Origin of the sequence: Klebsiella sp. B345 (genome assembly GCF_051131735.1) — a bacterium.
Classification (GTDB): Bacteria; Pseudomonadota; Gammaproteobacteria; order Enterobacterales; family Enterobacteriaceae; genus Klebsiella.
The window spans coordinates 1,866,467-1,884,075 of the sequence record NZ_CP180443.1; the positions used below are offsets into that span (position 1 = coordinate 1,866,467).

The window sequence follows — 17,609 nt, forward strand, 5'->3', positions numbered from 1 at the left end:
AAATTATCACTTCGAAACTTTACGCAGGATAGGATACTACCGCTATGAAACCACGTCAGCGCCAGGCAGCCATTCTTGAGCACCTGCAATCTCAGGGGAAATGCTCGGTTGAAGAGCTGGCGCAGCACTTCGATACCACCGGCACCACCATTCGCAAAGACCTGGTGATCCTCGAAAATGCCGGGACCGTGATTCGCACCTACGGCGGCGTGGTCCTCAACAAGGACGAACCCGATCCACCTATCGATCACAAGACACTGATTAACACCAATAAAAAAGCGCGAATCGCCGAAATGGCGGTGCGCTATATCCATGACGGCGACTCGATCATTCTTGATGCTGGCAGCACGGTGCTGCAAATGGTGCCGCTGCTCAGCTGCTTCAACAACATCACGGTGATGACCAACAGCCTGCACATCGTCAATGCCCTCTCCGAGCTGGATAATGAACAAACGATCCTGATGCCCGGCGGCACGTTCCGCAAAAAGTCGGCTTCCTTTCATGGCCAACTGGCGGAAAATGCCTTCGAACAGTTCAGCTTCGACAAGCTGTTTATGGGCACAGACGGCATCGACCTCAACGCGGGCGTCACCACCTTCAACGAGGTGTATACCGTCAGCAAAGCCATGTGCAATGCCGCCAGAGAAGTGATCCTGATGGCCGACTCATCAAAGTTTGGCCGTAAAAGCCCGAATATTGTCTGCGGCCTTGAGCGCGTAGATAAGCTGATTACCGATGCGGGCATCGACCCGGCCTTCCAGCGGGCGCTGGAAGCGCAAGGCATAGAAGTGATTATTACTGGAGAAGAACATGAGTAACTTTCTGTTAGAAGCCGGACGCCAGACCCTGTTACTGGAGTTACAGGAGGCCAGCCGCCTGCCTGAGCGCCTGGGCGACGACTTCATCCGCGCAGCGGAAACCATCCTCCACTGCGAAGGAAAGCTGGTGGTCTCCGGTATCGGTAAATCAGGCCACATTGGCAAAAAGCTGGCCGCCACCTTCGCCAGTACCGGCACCCCGGCCTTTTTTGTTCATCCGGCGGAAGCGCTGCACGGCGACCTCGGGATGCTCGATGGCCGCGACGTGATGCTGTTTATATCCTACTCCGGCGGCGCCAAAGAGCTGGACCTCATCGTCCCGCGTCTGGAAGAAAAAGCCATTCCGCTGCTGGCGATGACCGGCAAATCCACCTCACCGCTGGCGCTGGCGGCAAAAGCGGTGCTGGATATCACCGTGGAGCGTGAAGCCTGCCCGATGCACCTGGCCCCGACCTCCAGTACCGTCAACACCCTGATGCTCGGCGATGCGCTGGCGATGGCGGTGATGCAGGCACGCGGTTTCAATGAAGAAGATTTTGCCCGCTCGCACCCGGCCGGCGCGCTCGGCGCACGACTGCTGAACAAGGTTCACCACCTGATGCGTCGCGATGGCGATGTGCCGCGGGTTGAACTGGATACCCGGGTGATGGACGCGATGCTGGAACTCAGCCGTACCGGGCTGGGGCTGGTTGCCGTCTGCGATGGACAAAACCGCGTCCAGGGCGTCTTCACCGACGGCGACCTGCGCCGCTGGCTGGTAGGCGGCGGCACGCTGGACGATACCGTCAGCCAGGCGATGACCCGCAACGGCGTCACCCTTCAGGCCGAAAGCCGCGCGGTAGAAGCCAAAGAACGGCTGATGAAGCACAAAATCAGCGCCGCGCCGGTGGTTGATGAAAACGGTCTTCTGGTGGGTGCCATTAACCTGCAGAACTTTTATCAGGCCGGGATCCTTTAAGCCCCAGACGCTTCGCCAGCCGATGCAGGTTGGCGACGTCCAGCTCCAGCGCCCGCGCCGCCGCCGCCCAGTTACGCTGGTTATCCGCTAAGGCGCGGGAAATCGCCCCGCGCTGGAACACCTCGGTTGCCTCGCGCAGATTGATCGTGTGCTGCAGCGCGACCGGCGTTGCGGCAGGCGGCAGTGACGCTCCGGCGGCAAACTGGAAATGGTGCGGCTCCAGCCGTACCTCATCCGCCGTCTGAGTCGCCCGCGCCAGCACCACCGCACGATGAATGGCATGTTCCAGCTCGCGAACGTTGCCCGGCCACGGTGCCTTGCGCAGCCCCAAACGAGCCGCATCGCTGAGCACCACCTGCCCTAACCCCATGCGTAACCGACACTGCTCGCAGAAATAGCCCGCCAGTAGCACCACGTCATCTTCCCGCTCGCGCAGCGCCGGCACCGACAGCGGGAAGACGCTCAGGCGGTGATAGAGATCGGCACGAAACCGGCCTTCAATCACCTCCTGGCGCAGGTCGCGGTTGGTGGCCGCCAGCACCCGCACGTTAACCCGCAGGCTGCGGTCATCCCCTACCCGCTGAATATCGCCATATTGCAGTACCCGCAGCAGCTTGGCCTGCAGCGCCAGCGACAGCTCGCCAATTTCATCGAGGAACAGGGTGCCGTTATCGGCCATTTCAAACTTGCCGCTACGGTTGCTGATCGCTCCGGTAAAGGCCCCTTTCACATGCCCAAACAGCTCGCTTTCCGCTACGCTCTCCGGCAGCGCCGCGCAGTTCAGATAGATCAGTGGATTGGCCGCCCGGGACGATCCCTGATGGAGCGCTTTCGCCACCAGCTCTTTGCCGGTGCCGGTTTCACCGCTGATCAGGACGTTCAAATCCGAGGCGGCGACGATATCGATCTCTTTTTTCAGCTGCACCATCGGCGCCGACAGCCCGATAATCTCCTGATGGTCCGGGGGCGTATAGCGAACACTCGCCTCTGGTAGCACGTTCTGATTCTCAAGCCGCGCAATAAGCAGCGCGTTATTCAACGCCCCCGCCACCAGCGCGGCTATCAAGCGTAGCGCTTCGTCACTGAAACTATCGAAGCGGTCGGCCTCCATACCGTCGAGGGTCAGCGCGCCAATCAGGGTCTGCCCGGCAAACAGCGGTAGCCCCACGCAGGCATGCACCTTCAGGCTCTCATGGCCGGGAATCAGGCCATCATAGGGGTCCGGCAGGTCGCTGTCCGCCGGGAAACGCACCACGTCCCCGGCGCGGGCAATCGCCTCCAGCCGCGGGTGGCCCGCCAGCGCAAAGCGCCGCCCCAGCACATCCTCAGCCAGTCCGTCGATCGCCAGCGGTACAAACTGATGCGCCTCATAACGCAGCAGCGCCGAGGCATCACAGCCCAGCACCTGGCGCAGCGTTGCAATCAGGCGAGAGAAGCGGTCGGCATGGCCGATATCGCTTTGTAAATCAATGGCGATCTTCGCCAGCACGTCCACGGAAAAGCGCATCGCTGCCTCATTGTCATTTTGACAACCAAAATAGTCATAAAGACTATTTTAACCATTGTCACTTTGACATTAAAGATTTTAATAAAAAAAATAAATCAACTAAAATCAACGCATTAAAAAGTTGGCATGCAACTTGATATAAGCAAACCATCTTATTTAGAACAATGCTGAATTAATTGAGGTTGCTATGTCTATTCTGGTTAAAAATAACATTCATTGGGTTGGCCAACGCGACTGGGAAGTGCGTGATTTCCACGGTACCGAATACAAAACGTTGCGCGGCAGCAGCTACAACAGCTACCTGATCCGCGAAGAGAAAAATGTGCTGATTGATACCGTAGATCATAAATTCAGCCGCGAGTTCGTGCAAAACCTGCGCAGCGAAATCGACCTCGCCGATATCGACTACATCGTCATTAACCATGCGGAAGAAGACCATGCTGGCGCGCTGACCGAGCTGATGAACAGCATCCCGGACACCCCGATTTACTGCACCGCCAACGCCATCGACTCCATTACCGGCCATCATCATCACCCGGAATGGAATTTCCACGTCGTGAAAACCGGCGACAGCCTCGATCTCGGCAACGGTAAACAGCTGATCTTCGTGGAAACCCCGATGCTGCACTGGCCGGACAGCATGATGACCTACATGACCGGCGACGCGGTGCTGTTCAGCAACGATGCCTTCGGCCAGCACTACTGCGACGAGCACCTGTTTAATGATGAAGTGGACCAGACCGAGCTGTTCGAACAGTGCCAGCGTTACTACGCCAACATCCTGACGCCGTTCAGCCGCCTGGTGACGCCCAAAATTACCGAAATCCTCGGCTTCAATCTGCCCGTCGATATGATTGCCACCTCCCACGGCGTGGTCTGGCGCGATAACCCGACGCAAATCGTCGAAATGTACCTGAAATGGGCGGCGGATTATCAGGAAGATCGCATCACCATCTTCTACGACACTATGTCCAACAACACCCGCATGATGGCGGACGCTATCGCCCAGGGCATCACCGACATCGACCCCCGCGTGGCGGTAAAAATCTTTAACGTCGCCCGCAGCGATAAGAACGAGATCCTGACCAACGTGTTCCGCTCAAAAGGGGTGCTGGTGGGCACCTCCACCATGAACAACGTCATGATGCCGAAAATCGCTGGTCTGGTGGAAGAGATGACCGGCCTGCGTTTTCGTAATAAACGTGCCAGCGCTTTTGGCTCTCACGGCTGGAGCGGCGGCGCGGTGGACAGGCTTTCCACCCGCTTACAGGATGCCGGTTTTGAGATGTCCCTGAGCCTGAAGGCCAAATGGCGCCCGGACATGGATGCGCTGGATATTTGCCGCGAGCACGGCCGTGAAATCGCCCGCCAGTGGGCACTCTCCCCGCTGCCGGTCAGCGCTGATAAAAAAAGCCCGGCGGAGCAGAGTGACTGCGCCTGCGCAGCGGCGGCCGCGGCTGACCTCGGTCCGTCAATGCAGTGCAGCGTCTGCCAGTGGATTTACGATCCGGCGCAAGGAGAACCGAACCAGGACGTCCAGCCGGGCACCCCGTGGAGCGAGGTACCGGATAACTTCCTGTGCCCTGAGTGCTCTCTCGGCAAAGAGGTCTTTGACGTTCTGGCAACGGAGGCAAAATGAGTGATGGCATCGTCATCATCGGCTCGGGCTTTGCGGCCCGTCAGCTGGTGAAAAATATCCGTAAGCAGGATGCCCAGGTTCCGCTGACGCTGATCGCCGCCGACAGCATGGATGAGTACAACAAACCGGATCTCAGCCACGTCATCAGCCGCGGTCAAAGCGCCGACGACCTGACCTTGCAAACGGCGGGTGAGTTTGCCGAGCAGTACAATCTGCGCCTGTTTCCGCATACCTGGGTCAGCGATATCGACGCCGGGAATCAGTTGGTGAAGAGCCAGGACCGCGAGTGGCGCTATGACAAGCTGGTGCTGGCGACCGGTGCCGCGCCGTTTATCCCGCCGGTACCGGGGCGCGAGCTGATGCTGACCCTGAACAGCCAGCGAGAATATGGCGCGGCGAACAGCCAGCTGCGTGATGCCCGGCGGGTGCTGATCGTCGGCGGCGGGCTGATTGGCTGCGAGCTGGCGATGGATTTCTGCCGCGCCGGCAAAGCAGTGACGGTGGTCGACAATTCCGCCAGCGTGCTGTCGGCGCTGATGCCACCGGAGGCCAGCAGCCGACTGCAGCATCGGTTAGCCGATATGGGCGTGCACCTGATGCTGAAAACCCAGCTCGAAGGGCTGGAGAAAACCGCTGACGGCATCCGCGTGACCGTCGATCGCCAGCGCAGCGTAACCGTGGATGCGGTGGTTGCCGCCGCCGGGCTGCGCCCGGAAACCGCGCTGGCGCGTCGGGCAGGCCTTGAGGTTAATCGTGGCGTGATGGTCGATAGCCATCTGCGCAGCAGCCATCCGGCGATTTTTGCCCTCGGCGACTGCGCCGAAATTAACGGCAAAGTGCTGCCATTTCTGCAGCCGATTCTGCTCAGCGCCATGTGCCTGAGTAAAAATCTGCTGGGACAGTCGGGAGCGTTGACGTTGCCGCCGATGCTGGTGAAGGTCAAAACGCCGGATTTACCATTGCACCTGGCAGGCGCAACCCAGCGTGACGATTTAACATGGAATATTGTTGCCGCCAAAGACGGTCTGGTTGCGAGAGGCGTTGACGCCGACAACCAGCTACGCGCGTTTGTGGTCAGCGAGGACCGTATGAAAGACGCCTTTGCCCTACTCAAACAGCTGGTCAGTTAATCAGGGTCAACTGACGTTATTCCCGGAGGCGGCGCACAGCACCGCCTCCGGGCAAATATCAACGCGCCAGGTTGTCGTATCCGCGCCAGCGATAGTTGAGCACTGACAGCACCCAGCAGGCGACGAACAGCCCGACCACCACAAACCCGGCATCGCCGAGATTATCGTTCAGCGCGCCAACCCAGCGCCACAGGCCGCCGCTGAGCGAAAACTTATCCATCAGCAGTCCCAAAGCCTCCAGCCCGCCAATAAACAGCGCCACCACCACAGAGGTTCCGGTGATGGTCATATTGTAATAGAGCTTGCGCTGCGGCTTACTGAATGCCCAACCATACGCCCCCACCATCAGCACGTTGTCGAGGGTATCCACCAGCGCCATTCCGCTGGCAAACAGCGCCGGGAAGACCATGATGGACCAGATGGACATCCCGCTCGAAGCGCTGGCGGCAGAAATGCCCAGCACGCCGATTTCGGTGGCGGTATCAAACCCCAGCCCGAACAGGAAACCTACCAGATACATCTGCCAGCTGCGGCTGATCAGGCGGAAGGTCTTGCCAAACAGCCAGCTCATCATGCCGCCGCCGGTCGCCACCTCATCGCTGAGGCTACCGCCCTTCTTCCACGCCTGAAAACTACGCCAGACGCTGCGCAAAATCACCAGGTTCACAAACGCCATCAGCAATAAAAACAACGCCGACACCGCGGTGCCGATCACGCTGCCGGTATCATGAAACCAGCTCATCTGTTGCCCGAACGCGGTGGCCGTCGCGGCAATCGCCGCCGAGGCCAGCACCACAATCGACGAATGGCCTAATGAAAACCACGCCCCGACGCCGAAAGGCCGGCGCCCCTGCTGCATCATTTTACGGGTGACGCTATCAATTGCCGCAATATGATCGGCATCCACCGCATGACGCAGGCCATATCCCCACGCCAGCAGACTGGCCGCCATCAGCGCACCGCTGTCGCCAAACGCCTGCCAGGCCCAGATCCAGGCCAAGACATTCGCCAGAATCAGCCCCCCAACCAGCACCGCGGCGCGCGGCTGCTGGCGTAAAATCGTCACTATCATGGTGATGTCCTGTGAGCCTGCCAGCGCGCGGCGGCAACGACCGCCTGACCATAGGCGATCGCCCCATCTCCGGCAGGTAACTGTTGCGGAAACAGCAGAGTAAAATCCGCCAGATAAAACGTCAATCGCGAGACCAGTAGGCGGTTATGTAGCACTCCTCCGCTAAAGGCCAGCGTCGTCACGCTGCGCGATGTCGCGCAATCCCGGACCATCGTCGCCAGTCCGCAGGCCAACGCATCATGAAATGCCCAGGCTTTCTGTTCCCGCGTGGCCTGCCACCCCAGCCACAGCTTCCAGAACGTCGCCAGATCCAGCGTACCGTCACGCCAGGGGATGCTGACCGGATGGGCAACGCCTTCGCAAACCGTCGCCAGCGCTTCCAGCTGACAGGCCGCCTCACCTTCATAGCTCAGGCTGTCCGGGGCGCACGCCAGGGCGCAGGCCACCGCGTCAAACAGTCGTCCGCAGGACGACGCCAGCGGCGCATTGATTCCCCGCGCGATGGCCTGCGCCAGCAGCTGCCAGTTATGCTGATGCAGCGCGGCGGTTTCAGCATAGTTCTGCCACTGCGGCACAAACGCCAGGCACTGGGCCAGCAGATTGCGCCATGGCTGACGAGCCGCCAGATCCCCCCCGGGCAGCGCCACCGCCGGCAATCCGCCGAGGCGTTCACACTCACGGTAGTTAACCCGCAGACACTCCCCGCCCCACAGCGCACCATTTTCCCCCATGCCAATACCGTCAAGCACCAGGGCGATAACATCCCCGCCGTCCAGCGGCCAGCCGTGTTCCGCCAGGCAGGCGGCAGCATGGGCATGATGATGAAGGACGTTGTCGACCGGCAGGGTCAGCGATGCTGCCCACTGCGAGGCGCGATAGCCGGGATGGGCGTCCGCCGCCACCCGCTGGGGGGTAAAGGCGTAAATATCCTGCATCAGGTGCAGCGCCTCGCGCCACTGCGCTTCAACGCCCTCATCGCCGAGATCGCCAAAGTGTTGGCTCAGCACCGCCTCATCGCCACGCGCCAGACAAAAGGTATTTTTCATGTCGCCGCCGAGACACAGCAGCGGCGGCACGTCATGAAACCCCGGCGGTAACGGCATCGCGTCCGGTACGTAGCCCCGCGAGCGGCGCAGCATCTCGCCGCTTTGGCGTATCACCGAGTCATCCATACGCTGGACAATGTCACGGTTGTGCAGCAGAAAACCGTCGGCAATCCCCGCCAGGTCGCGCAGCGCGTCGGCGTTGCTTAACGCCGGTGGCCGCCCGCTGAGGTTGCCGGAGGTCATCACAACAGGGTGCGCCAGCGCCTGTAAAACCAGATGCTGCAGCGGATTAGACGGCAGCATCACCCCCACTTCTTTCAGCGCTGGCGCAATCTCATCACACAGGCCAACCACCTGTGATTTATCTATCAGGACGATGGGGGCCGCGGGCGTGGTCAGTAAAGCCAACGCTGCCGACGGGAGCCCTTCGGTCACTGGCAGCATCACCGCTAACGGCTTCGCCGGGCGATGTTTACGAAGACGTAACGTGGTCACCGCCTGGGAATTACCGGCATCACAGACCAGGTGAAAGCCGCCGATCCCCTTCATAGCCACAATCTGGCCGCACTTCAGGCGCTGGATCGCCGCCTGGAGTGCCTCCTCGCCGTACAGCACTTCGCCCTCGGCGCGCCATTCCAGACGCGGGCCGCAGTCGGCGCAGGCGACCGGCTGGGCATGAAAACGACGGTCGGCAGGGTTGCGATATTCCGCCTCGCAGGCAGGACAGAGCGGAAACGGCGCCATTGAGGTTGACGGCCGGTCATAGGGCATCGCGCGAATAATGGTGAAGCGTGGACCGCAGTGGGTGCAGTTAATAAACGGGTAGCGGTAGCGGCGCTCTTGCGGATCATTCATCTCCGCAAGGCAGGCCGGACAGGTGGCGGCATCCGGGACAATTTGGGTGCGCATGCTCCCGCCCTCGCTGTGGCGGATCGCAAAATCCTGAGGCAGCGTCTGCCAGTGGAATGGCGCGCTCTGCACGCTATCAATGCGCGCCAGCGGCGGACACTGCTGAGCCAGCGCGGCAACAAACGCCGTCTCATCGCCGACGATGCGCACCAGCACTCCGTCGCCGTCATTGCAGACATCGCCGCGCAGCCCGAGCTGCCGGGCCAGCTGCCAGACGAAGGGGCGGAACCCCACCCCTTGGACTTTACCGCGAATGCGAATTTGCCCCCCGTTCATGATGCTGACGCCTTACCAGGCCAGTGCCGTGCGGCGACGTTTTTCGATATTCATCTGCTCAAGCTTATTACGGTCAACGCAGATCAGCGCGTGGGTCGGGCAGGCGTCCATACAGGCCGGGCCGGCTTCACGGTGATGGCAGAGATCGCATTTATTGGCTTCGGCTTTTTCCGCCATGACGTTCAGCCCGGCGCCGCTATGACGAATAACTGGGCGCACCACGACTTCCATCGCGCCATACGGGCAGGCCACAACGCAGGTTTTACAGCCGATGCAGCGCTCCTGCATCACGTGAATAAACCCTTTATCCCGGCTGATCGCGCCATTTGGACACACGTTCGCGCAGGGTGCGTCTTCACATTGACGGCAGGCGGTCGCGGTAGAGACGTTTACGCCTTTGATCACGTGGATACGCGGTAAGAAGGATTTGGGCGTCAGCGCCGCGCAGTCCTGGTTTTCCTGATGAGAGACCACGCAGGCCACTTCACAGGTGCGGCAGCCAATGCATTTGCTCGCGTCGGCAATAATGAAACGGTTCATCCATTTCTCCAGCAGTAAGAAGGTTACGCGGCGGAGTATGCATAATACGTTCCAATTTTTATCATTATGATAATAAAGGGAATTAACAACAGGAGTACCGGAGGGAGATTCTGTCATCGTCACATCTGACGATGACAGATGTCGACGTCAGGCGTCGGGACCGGCGGCTATCGAGTCGCGCTCAATCAGCTCGCCGGGGAAGGTCTGCTGATATTTTAAATCGCCGCCGTCGAGCATAAAGATCAGCCGGTTAATGGTCTCTTTGATCATTTCCGTCACCGGGACTTTAACGCTGGAGAGCGCCGGAACCATATACGGCGCCAGCACGATGTCATCGAAACCGATCACCGACACCTCTTCCGGCACCTTGATACCCTGCAGATGCAGCTGTTTCATGGCGCCAATTGCCATATCATCGTTGCTCGCCACCAGCGCGCTGTAACGAACATCACGCTGGCGCAGCGTTTCCACGCCCGCGGCGCCGGTTTCCGGGGTCCACTTCCCTTCGACAATCAGATCGTTATTCAGCGCAATGCCGTGTTGCGCTAGCGCGTCTTTGTAGCCGGATAGACGCTCAATACCGGTCGGCGAGTCCAGCGAACCGGTAATAAACGCGATATCGCGGTGGCCGCGGGTAATTAGTTTTTCCACCGCCGCCAGGGCCGAGGCTTTTTGATCGGACCAGACGCAATGGCTGGCGTTGCGACGCAGGCGGCGGTTGAGCACCATAATCGGCTGGCTGTGGTTCTCAACGATGTCATCCATCTGATCGACGCTGAGAAAGCGGGGATAGATAATAATCGCATCGCAGCGCAGGTCGAGCAGATACTGGATCGCCTCGCGCTCCTCTTCCGCACTGTGCTTGCCGTCGGCCAGAATCAGCTGCCGCCCCTTGTCTTCCGCCATTCGCGCGACGTGAAACAGCAGCTCGCTGAAATAGACTCCGTGATAGAGGGTATTGGTCACCACCAGCCCCAGCGTCTGGCTCTTTTTGGTAGCCAGGTTGCGCGCCAGCAAATTGGGCCGGTAGCCGCTTTCCGCCACCGCCTGGAATACGCGATCTTTCGTGTCCTGACTGACATAGCCGTTGCCCGATAACACCCGGGACACGGTCGCTTTCGACACCCCCGCGCGTTTCGCTACCTCCAGCATCGTTGCCATGTTGTTCTTCCTGTTGCAAAAGATGCCCGCAGTGTACTGCACGTCTCGCTTTTTTACAGCGTTGACCCTCGCCACGGTGGACTCTTTTTCACCTCACAAAGCGATCAAAATCACAAAATGAGAAACTGATTTTTTTAGATCTTGTATGAATCAATGAAACTCATCATGATTTTGTGGAACCGGTTTCCTACATATCGACCACGTCCCCCGTTTTGATGGGGCGATAACAAGCTAGTACCCTATTGATTAAACAGGATAAAATCCGATGTCGAAAAATTATGCAGCCCTGGCGCAGCAAATACTGACGGCAACAGGCGGGATTGAAAACATCGCCGCCGTCACCCACTGCATGACCCGCCTGCGTTTTGTCGTCAAAGATAATTCGCGGGTGGATAGCGCTGCGTTGAAGAGCCTGAAAGGGGTGCTCGGCGTGGTACAGAGCGATAACCAGTGTCAGGTGATCATCGGCAATACCGTCTCTCAGGCGTATCGCGAAGTGGTCAACCTGCTGCCGGGCGATATGCGTCCCGCAGAACCGCAGGGCAAAGCGCCGCTGACCTTCAGACGCATCGGCGCCGGGATCCTCGACGCGCTGATCGGCACCATGTCACCGCTGATCCCGGCGATTATCGGCGGATCGATGGTGAAACTGCTGGCGATGATCCTTGAGATGAGTGGCGTACTGCCAAAAGGGGCGCCAACCCTGACGATCCTGACGGTGATCGGCGATGGCGCGTTCTTCTTCCTGCCGCTGATGGTGGCCGCCTCCGCCGCGGTCAAATTCAAAACCAATATGTCGCTGGCCATCGCCATTGCCGGGGTTCTGGTGCACCCGAGCTTTATCGAACTGATGGCCAAAGCCGCCCAGGGCGAGCATGTTGAATTCGCCTTTATCCCGGTGACGGCGGTGAAATATACCTACACCGTGATCCCGGCGCTGGTGATGACCTGGTGTCTGTCCTATATCGAACGCTGGGTCGATCGCATCACCCCGGCGGTCACTAAAAACTTCCTTAAACCAATGCTGATCGTGTTAATTGCCGCCCCGCTGTCGATTCTGCTGATTGGCCCGATCGGTATCTGGATCGGCACCGCGATATCCGCGCTGGTGTACACCGTGCACAGCTATCTGGGCTGGCTGTCGGTGGCCATTATGGGGGCGCTCTGGCCACTGCTGGTGATGACCGGGATGCACCGGGTCTTTACCCCAACCATTATTCAGACTATTGCCGAAACCGGTAAAGAGGGCATGGTTATGCCGTCAGAAATCGGTGCTAACCTGTCGCTGGGCGGTTCGTCGCTGGCGGTGGCCTGGAAAACCAAAAACCCGGAACTGCGTCAGACGGCGCTGGCTGCAGCGGCTTCCGCAATTCTGGCCGGGATTTCCGAACCGGCGCTCTATGGCGTGGCGATCCGCCTGAAACGCCCGCTCATCGCCAGCCTGATCAGCGGCTTTATCTGCGGCGCGGTGGCCGGCATCGCCGGGCTTGCCAGCCACTCGATGGCGGCACCGGGCCTGTTTACCAGCGTGCAGTTCTTCGACCCGGCCAATCCGATGACTATCGTGTGGGTCTTTGGGGTGATGGCGCTGGCGGTGGTCCTGTCGTTTATCCTGACTCTGGTACTCGGCTTCGAAGATATTCCGGTTGAAGAGGCTGCCGCCGACGCCAGACAGCGTCAGGCCAGCATTCAAGCAACACACGCCTGAACACAATATTGATAACGAGGTAACGCATGGCGACTTTCCCACAGGGATTTTTATGGGGCGGCGCACTGGCCGCCAACCAGTCTGAAGGGGCGTATCTGGAAGGCGGCAAAGGGCTGACCACGGTTGATACCATCCCTCATGGCGCAAACCGCCTGCCGGTAAAACTGGGGCTCGAGAAGCGCTTTACGCTGCGCGACGATGAGTTCTACCCGAGCCACGAGGCCATCGATTTTTATCATCGTTATAAAGACGATATTGCCCTGATGGCGGAGATGGGGTTCAGCGTGTTCCGCACCTCGATTGCCTGGAGCCGTCTGTTCCCGAAAGGCGATGAGCAGGAGCCGAACGCCGAAGGGATCGCCTTCTACCGTTCGCTGTTCGAAGAGTGCAAAAAGCACAATATCGAGCCGCTGGTGACGCTGTGCCATTTCGATGTGCCGATGCATCTGGTGACCGAATATGGATCCTGGCGTAACCGTCAGATGGTGACGTTTTTCAGCCACTACGCCCGCACCTGTTTTGAAGCCTTTGACGGGTTAGTGAAATACTGGCTGACCTTCAACGAAATCAACATCATGCTGCACAGCCCCTACTCCGGCGCCGGGCTGGTATTCGAAGAGGGAGAAAACCAGGAGCAGGTGAAGTACCAGGCGGCGCACCATGAGCTGATCGCCAGCGCCATGGTGACCAAAATCGCCCACGAGGTAAACCCACACAATCAGGTCGGCTGCATGCTGGCGGGCGGCAATTTTTATCCTTATTCCTGTAAGCCGGAAGACGTGTGGATGGCGCTGGAGAAGGATCGCGAAAACCTGTTCTTCATTGATGTGCAAGCGCGCGGTGCCTATCCGGTGTGGGCGGAGCGGGTGTTTCGTGAGAAAGGCGTGACGATTGTCAAACAGCCGGGTGACGACAAGATCCTCAAGCACACCGTCGATTTTGTCTCCTTCAGCTATTATGCCTCGCGTTGTGCGTCGGCAGAGATGAACGCCAACAATACCAACGCCGCCAATATTGTGAAATCGCTGAAGAACCCGCATATTCAGGCCAGCGAATGGGGCTGGGGTATCGACCCGCTCGGCCTGCGTATCACCATGAACATGATGTATGACCGCTACCAGAAGCCGCTGTTCCTGGTGGAGAACGGTCTCGGCGCGCGGGATGAGATTGACGCCAACGGCGAGATCAACGACGACTACCGCATCAGCTATCTGCGCGAGCATATTAAAGCCATGGGCGATGCCATCGAAGACGGCATTCCGGTGATGGGCTACACCAGCTGGGGCTGTATTGACCTGGTGGCCGCCTCTACCGGCGAGATGAGCAAGCGCTACGGTTTTGTCTACGTTGACCGCGACGATGCCGGTAACGGCACCCTTGAGCGTAAGCGCAAGAAATCGTTCTGGTGGTACAAAAAGGTCATTGCCAGCAACGGCGAAGACCTGGCGTAAGGAATGCCCCCTCACCTCAAGGTTAGCCCTTATTTTTCTGAGAAATAAAGGGGCTAAGAGCCTATCCCAGTAGGCGTAGATTGATGCGGCCGGTTTGGCCACGGACAGCGCGGAACCACCGGAGCGTACACGCAATACGTGAGGATGGTGAGCACTGCCCAGGGTCAAAATGGCAAACAAAATAGCCTAATGGGCCAGGCTCTACGTGAGGGGGAAATACTCTCCCTCCCCTGTGGTACGCTGTCTTTTCATTGTTGCGTACTGACATCTGCGTTACGCATGCTGTATAATTACTATCCATAGCAACACCAGAGGATGACATCATGCCAACCGCAAACAGCATGTCCATTAAGCGCGAAACGTTAAATCTGCGCATCAAGCCCGCCGAGCGCGATCTGATCGATCGGGCGGCGAAAGCCAAAGGTAAAAACCGGACTGATTTTGTGCTGGAAGCCGCCCGAGCCGCCGCTGAAGAAGCGCTGCTCGAACAACGCATCATTATGGCCGACCCGGAGGCGTATCAGGAGTTTCTCACTCGCCTCGATCAGCCCCCTGCGTCTAATGCCGCGCTGCGTAAAACCATGCAAACCCCGGCGCCCTGGGAGCAGGAAAAGTGATCGCCGCCCCTGAGCCACTTCACGCCGGGCATATTCTTAGCGCATTCTGCTGCGGCGTGGATTCTATGGATAACTGGCTGAAACAGCGGGCAATGAAAAATCAGATGAGTGGTGCATCCCGCACATTTGTCTGTTGTGACGGCGATGCAAAAGTCATGGCGTATTACTCGCTGGCTTCCAGCGCGGTGACGACAAATGCGGCACCCGGTCACTTTCGCCGTAATATGCCCGACCCGATCCCAGTGGTGGTCCTGGGCCGTCTGGCGGTAGATAGCACTCTGCACGGAAAGGGCGTAGGACGAGCGTTAATAAGAGATGCCGGACTGAGGGTTATTCAGGTAGCGGAAACTATCGGTATTCGCGGAATGCTGGTTCACGCGCTATCGAATGAAGCGCGGGAGTTTTATCTGCGGTCAGGGTTTGAGCCATCGCCGATAGACCCGATGATACTGATGGTGACATTGCGGGATTTGCAGGAGAGTGTGTGACCGCGTCTGTTATCCTCACATCCAGAGACACTCTGCATTTGTTGCCGGAGAAGCGTTCTCCGGCATGCTCTTCCTGACCCCTGTTCAGGCCGGGTCTTAGCGTAAAACCTACTCTTCCAACGCTTCCAGCGCGGCAAAGCCGCCCTGTCCCTGCCAGCCATTCAGCTTGTGATACACCACTTCCACCGCCTCTTTAATCGGCTGGGTCATCGGGTAGTAAAACCCGACGATATCCGGCTGAATGCCTAAGAAGATCACTTCGCCAACATCCTCTTTCAGCTGATCGATCAGGTAGTTTAGCGGCATATTATGGGTGGTCATCATGAACATCTCGGCGATGTCGTCAGGGTCGACGATACGGATCTCGCCAGGGTTCAGCCCCATATCGGTGGCATCAACAATCAGCAGTCGCGTGGGATGCAGTTCGCGGATCGCCACGATGTCATTTTCCGGCGCGCTACCACCATCAATCACCACCCAGTCGCCCTGCGGATTCGCCACGCACATTTCCGCCAGCAGCGGACCGGCGCCGTCATCGCCCATCATGCTGTTGCCGACACAGAGTAAAACGTCAGTCACGGAGTCTCCTCACCATCAGGTAGATGGCGCTTTCCTGGTGAATATCATGCAGCATGCTGAGCATTGTTTTGCTCCATGCCTGCTGCTGTGAAGTCTGCCCGGCCTGGGCTTTATCGAAAGCATGCGCGAGCATCACCACGTGGTTACTGTCGATGACAATCTCACCATACTTCGGCACCCCTTCCATTTTGCGCCGCGCGGTACTTCCTGCTTCGAGCGTGCCAATCCACGCCAGATATTCATCCCACGGGCAGCTCAGCGCCGTCTCCAGACAGTCGATCACGCCGAGGTGGTGGCCAATCGCCAGGCTGTAATAGACCACCTGCTGCGCCTGATCTGGCGTGGCGTCGTTCTCATCAATAAATTTACGGCTCAGCTGACTGAACACCACCGTCTCGCTCATCGGATACGCGTCTCCTCAACCACCTGATTCAGATGGGTAATAATCTCGGTCAGACGCGGATCTTTTTCCGCCTCCAGCCACCGCAGCACCTGGCTGTCGCCCTGCCCCAGCAGCCGCATATAGTCGTCGGCAATCTGGCGCCCATAGCGATAACCCGCCAGGCGTCGCGCTTCACGGTCGATGCGAACGCGCAGCGGCTGCACCATATTCGGGTGCAGGATTTCCGCCGCTTTGTCGTCTTCTTCACCCGGCAGACGCGCGTGAATTTTCTGCTCCAGCAGGCCCAGCGCCATCGCAAAGCCATACAGCGTGGCGGCAGGCGTCGGCGGGCAGCCAGGAATATAGACATCCACCGGCACGATTTTGTCGGTGCCGCCCCAGACGCAGTACAGGTCATGGAAAATACCGCCGCTATTGCCGCAGGCGCCGTAGGAGATACAGATTTTCGGGTCCGGTGCCGACTGCCACGCCCGCAACGCCGGAGAGCGCATGGCGCGCGTTACCGCGCCGGTAAACAGCAGAATATCAGCATGACGCGGCGACGGGACCACCTTGATCCCGAAGCGTTCGGCGTCAAACAGCGGCGAAAGCGTGGCGAAAATTTCGATTTCACAGCCGTTGCAGCCGCCGCAATCTACGCGGTAAACGTAGGCGGAACGCTTAATTTTCTTCAGCAGCGATGCCTTCATGCTGGCGATGGACTCATCCACCGTCATCGGCACCGGAATGCCGTTATCATCGCGCGGGCCTAATAAATTGCTCATCAGCTGGCCTCTCTCATATGGCGAGTCAGTTCAATACGGTCGGACGGCACCAGGCATTTCTGGCGCTTGCACTCCGGGCAGGTCTCAAAGCTTTCGCGATGCAGTTCGGCGCGCGAATCGCCGTTATGCTTGAGCAGCGCAATGGCGTAATCGATCTCTTTCTGCACCGCAAACGGCCGTTCGCAGACCCGACAATGGCAGATGTCGAAACGCGACTGCTGGAGGAAATCCTCTTTCTTCCACACCGCCAGCTCATACTCCTGCGAAAGCTTAATCGCCGTCGTCGGGCAGACCTCTTCGCAGCGTCCGCAGAAGATGCAGCGCCCGAGATTGAACTGCCACGCCAGCTCGTTCGTCGCCAGATCGGTTTCCACCGTCAGGGCGTTGGACGGGCAGGCATTGACGCAGGCCGCGCAGCCGATGCACTGCTGCGGGCTGTGCTCCGGTTTGCCGCGGAAGTTTTTATCTACCGGCATCGGCTCCAGCGGATAGGAGTGGGTCGCATTCCCGGTCTTAATGACTTTCTTGATAAAGGTAAACATG

General features: G+C 58.8%; 17 protein-coding genes. 8 read left to right on the top strand and 9 right to left on the bottom strand.

Features of this window, described 5'->3' with window-relative positions; all coding sequences use genetic code 11:
* Positions 1-44 precede the first annotated feature (44 nt).
* Both srlR and gutQ read left to right on the top strand, forming a co-directional pair.
* On the top strand, positions 45-818 hold the full coding sequence (gene srlR / locus ACMYSO_RS08690; protein ID WP_434670135.1) for a glucitol operon DNA-binding transcriptional repressor SrlR: 774 nt from the start codon (positions 45-47) through the stop codon (positions 816-818).
* Positions 811-1,776, top strand: coding sequence for an arabinose-5-phosphate isomerase GutQ (gutQ, locus tag ACMYSO_RS08695; RefSeq protein ID WP_434670136.1), 966 nt, complete (start codon positions 811-813; stop codon positions 1,774-1,776). The genes srlR and gutQ overlap by 8 nt, the downstream gene beginning before the upstream one ends.
* Here the strand turns inward: gutQ and norR are convergent.
* Positions 1,739-3,283, bottom strand: coding sequence for a nitric oxide reductase transcriptional regulator NorR (gene norR, locus ACMYSO_RS08700; RefSeq protein WP_434670137.1), 1,545 nt, complete (start codon positions 3,281-3,283; stop codon positions 1,739-1,741). The genes gutQ and norR overlap by 38 nt on opposite strands.
* A 187-nt stretch (positions 3,284-3,470) precedes the next feature.
* Here norR and norV point away from each other — a divergent pair, with 187 nt between their 5' ends.
* Complete coding sequence (gene norV / locus ACMYSO_RS08705) at positions 3,471-4,922, top strand: anaerobic nitric oxide reductase flavorubredoxin (protein ID WP_434670139.1); 1,452 nt, start codon at positions 3,471-3,473, stop codon at positions 4,920-4,922.
* On the top strand, positions 4,919-6,052 hold the full coding sequence (norW, locus tag ACMYSO_RS08710; RefSeq protein WP_434670141.1) for an NADH:flavorubredoxin reductase NorW: 1,134 nt from the start codon (positions 4,919-4,921) through the stop codon (positions 6,050-6,052). Before norV ends, norW begins: the two co-directional genes overlap by 4 nt.
* Positions 6,053-6,110: 58 nt before the next feature.
* Here the strand turns inward: norW and ACMYSO_RS08715 are convergent, their stop codons facing one another.
* From ACMYSO_RS08715 to ACMYSO_RS08730, 4 genes are all read right to left on the bottom strand, one after another.
* Positions 6,111-7,124, bottom strand: coding sequence for a HoxN/HupN/NixA family nickel/cobalt transporter (locus ACMYSO_RS08715; protein WP_434670142.1), 1,014 nt, complete (start codon positions 7,122-7,124; stop codon positions 6,111-6,113).
* Positions 7,121-9,355, bottom strand: coding sequence for a carbamoyltransferase HypF (gene hypF, locus ACMYSO_RS08720; protein WP_434670143.1), 2,235 nt, complete (start codon positions 9,353-9,355; stop codon positions 7,121-7,123). The genes ACMYSO_RS08715 and hypF overlap by 4 nt, the downstream gene beginning before the upstream one ends.
* Before the next feature lie 12 nt (positions 9,356-9,367).
* Positions 9,368-9,895 carry an electron transport protein HydN gene (hydN, locus tag ACMYSO_RS08725; RefSeq protein ID WP_123756786.1) on the bottom strand — a complete coding sequence of 176 codons (528 nt, stop codon included), beginning with the start codon at positions 9,893-9,895 and terminating at the stop codon, positions 9,368-9,370.
* A 147-nt stretch (positions 9,896-10,042) separates the two neighbouring features.
* Positions 10,043-11,056, bottom strand: coding sequence for a LacI family DNA-binding transcriptional regulator (locus tag ACMYSO_RS08730; protein ID WP_434670145.1), 1,014 nt, complete (start codon positions 11,054-11,056; stop codon positions 10,043-10,045).
* Between the two features lie 265 nt (positions 11,057-11,321).
* Here ACMYSO_RS08730 and ascF point away from each other — a divergent pair, with 265 nt between their 5' ends.
* From ascF to ACMYSO_RS08750, 4 genes are all read left to right on the top strand, one after another.
* On the top strand, positions 11,322-12,764 hold the full coding sequence (gene ascF, locus ACMYSO_RS08735; RefSeq protein ID WP_434670146.1) for a PTS cellobiose/arbutin/salicin transporter subunit IIBC: 1,443 nt from the start codon (positions 11,322-11,324) through the stop codon (positions 12,762-12,764).
* Between the two features lie 26 nt (positions 12,765-12,790).
* Entirely contained in the window at positions 12,791-14,215 is a 1,425-nt protein-coding gene (locus tag ACMYSO_RS08740) for a 6-phospho-beta-glucosidase (protein WP_434670147.1), read from the top strand.
* A gap of 323 nt (positions 14,216-14,538) precedes the next feature.
* Complete coding sequence (locus tag ACMYSO_RS08745; protein WP_123756782.1) at positions 14,539-14,832, top strand: DUF1778 domain-containing protein; 294 nt, start codon at positions 14,539-14,541, stop codon at positions 14,830-14,832.
* A complete protein-coding gene (locus ACMYSO_RS08750) occupies positions 14,829-15,320 on the top strand; it encodes a GNAT family N-acetyltransferase (protein ID WP_434670149.1) in 492 nt (163 codons plus the stop codon). The genes ACMYSO_RS08745 and ACMYSO_RS08750 overlap by 4 nt, the downstream gene beginning before the upstream one ends.
* 108 nt (positions 15,321-15,428) lie before the next feature.
* On the opposite strand, the gene hycI is transcribed toward ACMYSO_RS08750, so the two are convergent.
* Genes hycI through ACMYSO_RS08770 form a run of 4 tightly spaced genes read right to left on the bottom strand, consistent with a single transcriptional unit; the run spans position 15,429 to position 17,608 of the window.
* On the bottom strand, positions 15,429-15,899 hold the full coding sequence (gene hycI / locus ACMYSO_RS08755) for a hydrogenase maturation peptidase HycI (protein ID WP_434670150.1): 471 nt from the start codon (positions 15,897-15,899) through the stop codon (positions 15,429-15,431).
* Positions 15,892-16,302, bottom strand: coding sequence for a formate hydrogenlyase maturation HycH family protein (locus tag ACMYSO_RS08760; RefSeq protein WP_434583348.1), 411 nt, complete (start codon positions 16,300-16,302; stop codon positions 15,892-15,894). The genes hycI and ACMYSO_RS08760 overlap by 8 nt, the downstream gene beginning before the upstream one ends.
* Positions 16,299-17,066 (bottom strand): NADH-quinone oxidoreductase subunit B family protein, encoded by a 768-nt coding sequence (locus ACMYSO_RS08765; RefSeq protein WP_434670151.1) that lies wholly within the window; start codon positions 17,064-17,066, stop codon positions 16,299-16,301. The genes ACMYSO_RS08760 and ACMYSO_RS08765 overlap by 4 nt, the downstream gene beginning before the upstream one ends.
* Complete coding sequence (locus ACMYSO_RS08770; protein ID WP_123756777.1) at positions 17,066-17,608, bottom strand: formate hydrogenlyase complex iron-sulfur subunit; 543 nt, start codon at positions 17,606-17,608, stop codon at positions 17,066-17,068. Before ACMYSO_RS08770 ends, ACMYSO_RS08765 begins: the two co-directional genes overlap by 1 nt.
* Position 17,609: the final 1 nt, after the last annotated feature.

Excerpts from the sequence above, each read along its gene's own strand:
- srlR (WP_434670135.1), top strand. The coding sequence starts at position 45 with ATGAAACCACGTCAGCGCCAGGCAGCCATTCTTGAGCACCTGCAATCT.
- gutQ (WP_434670136.1), top strand. The coding sequence starts at position 811 with ATGAGTAACTTTCTGTTAGAAGCCGGACGCCAGACCCTGTTACTGGAG.
- norR (WP_434670137.1), bottom strand. The coding sequence starts at position 3,283 with ATGCGCTTTTCCGTGGACGTGCTGGCGAAGATCGCCATTGATTTACAA.
- norV (WP_434670139.1), top strand. The coding sequence starts at position 3,471 with ATGTCTATTCTGGTTAAAAATAACATTCATTGGGTTGGCCAACGCGAC.
- norW (WP_434670141.1), top strand. The coding sequence starts at position 4,919 with ATGAGTGATGGCATCGTCATCATCGGCTCGGGCTTTGCGGCCCGTCAG.
- ACMYSO_RS08715 (WP_434670142.1), bottom strand. The coding sequence starts at position 7,124 with ATGATAGTGACGATTTTACGCCAGCAGCCGCGCGCCGCGGTGCTGGTT.
- hypF (WP_434670143.1), bottom strand. The coding sequence starts at position 9,355 with ATGAACGGGGGGCAAATTCGCATTCGCGGTAAAGTCCAAGGGGTGGGG.
- hydN (WP_123756786.1), bottom strand. The coding sequence starts at position 9,895 with ATGAACCGTTTCATTATTGCCGACGCGAGCAAATGCATTGGCTGCCGC.
- ACMYSO_RS08730 (WP_434670145.1), bottom strand. The coding sequence starts at position 11,056 with ATGGCAACGATGCTGGAGGTAGCGAAACGCGCGGGGGTGTCGAAAGCG.
- ascF (WP_434670146.1), top strand. The coding sequence starts at position 11,322 with ATGTCGAAAAATTATGCAGCCCTGGCGCAGCAAATACTGACGGCAACA.
- ACMYSO_RS08740 (WP_434670147.1), top strand. The coding sequence starts at position 12,791 with ATGGCGACTTTCCCACAGGGATTTTTATGGGGCGGCGCACTGGCCGCC.
- ACMYSO_RS08745 (WP_123756782.1), top strand. The coding sequence starts at position 14,539 with ATGCCAACCGCAAACAGCATGTCCATTAAGCGCGAAACGTTAAATCTG.
- ACMYSO_RS08760 (WP_434583348.1), bottom strand. The coding sequence starts at position 16,302 with ATGAGCGAGACGGTGGTGTTCAGTCAGCTGAGCCGTAAATTTATTGAT.
- ACMYSO_RS08765 (WP_434670151.1), bottom strand. The coding sequence starts at position 17,066 with ATGAGCAATTTATTAGGCCCGCGCGATGATAACGGCATTCCGGTGCCG.
- ACMYSO_RS08770 (WP_123756777.1), bottom strand. The coding sequence starts at position 17,608 with ATGTTTACCTTTATCAAGAAAGTCATTAAGACCGGGAATGCGACCCAC.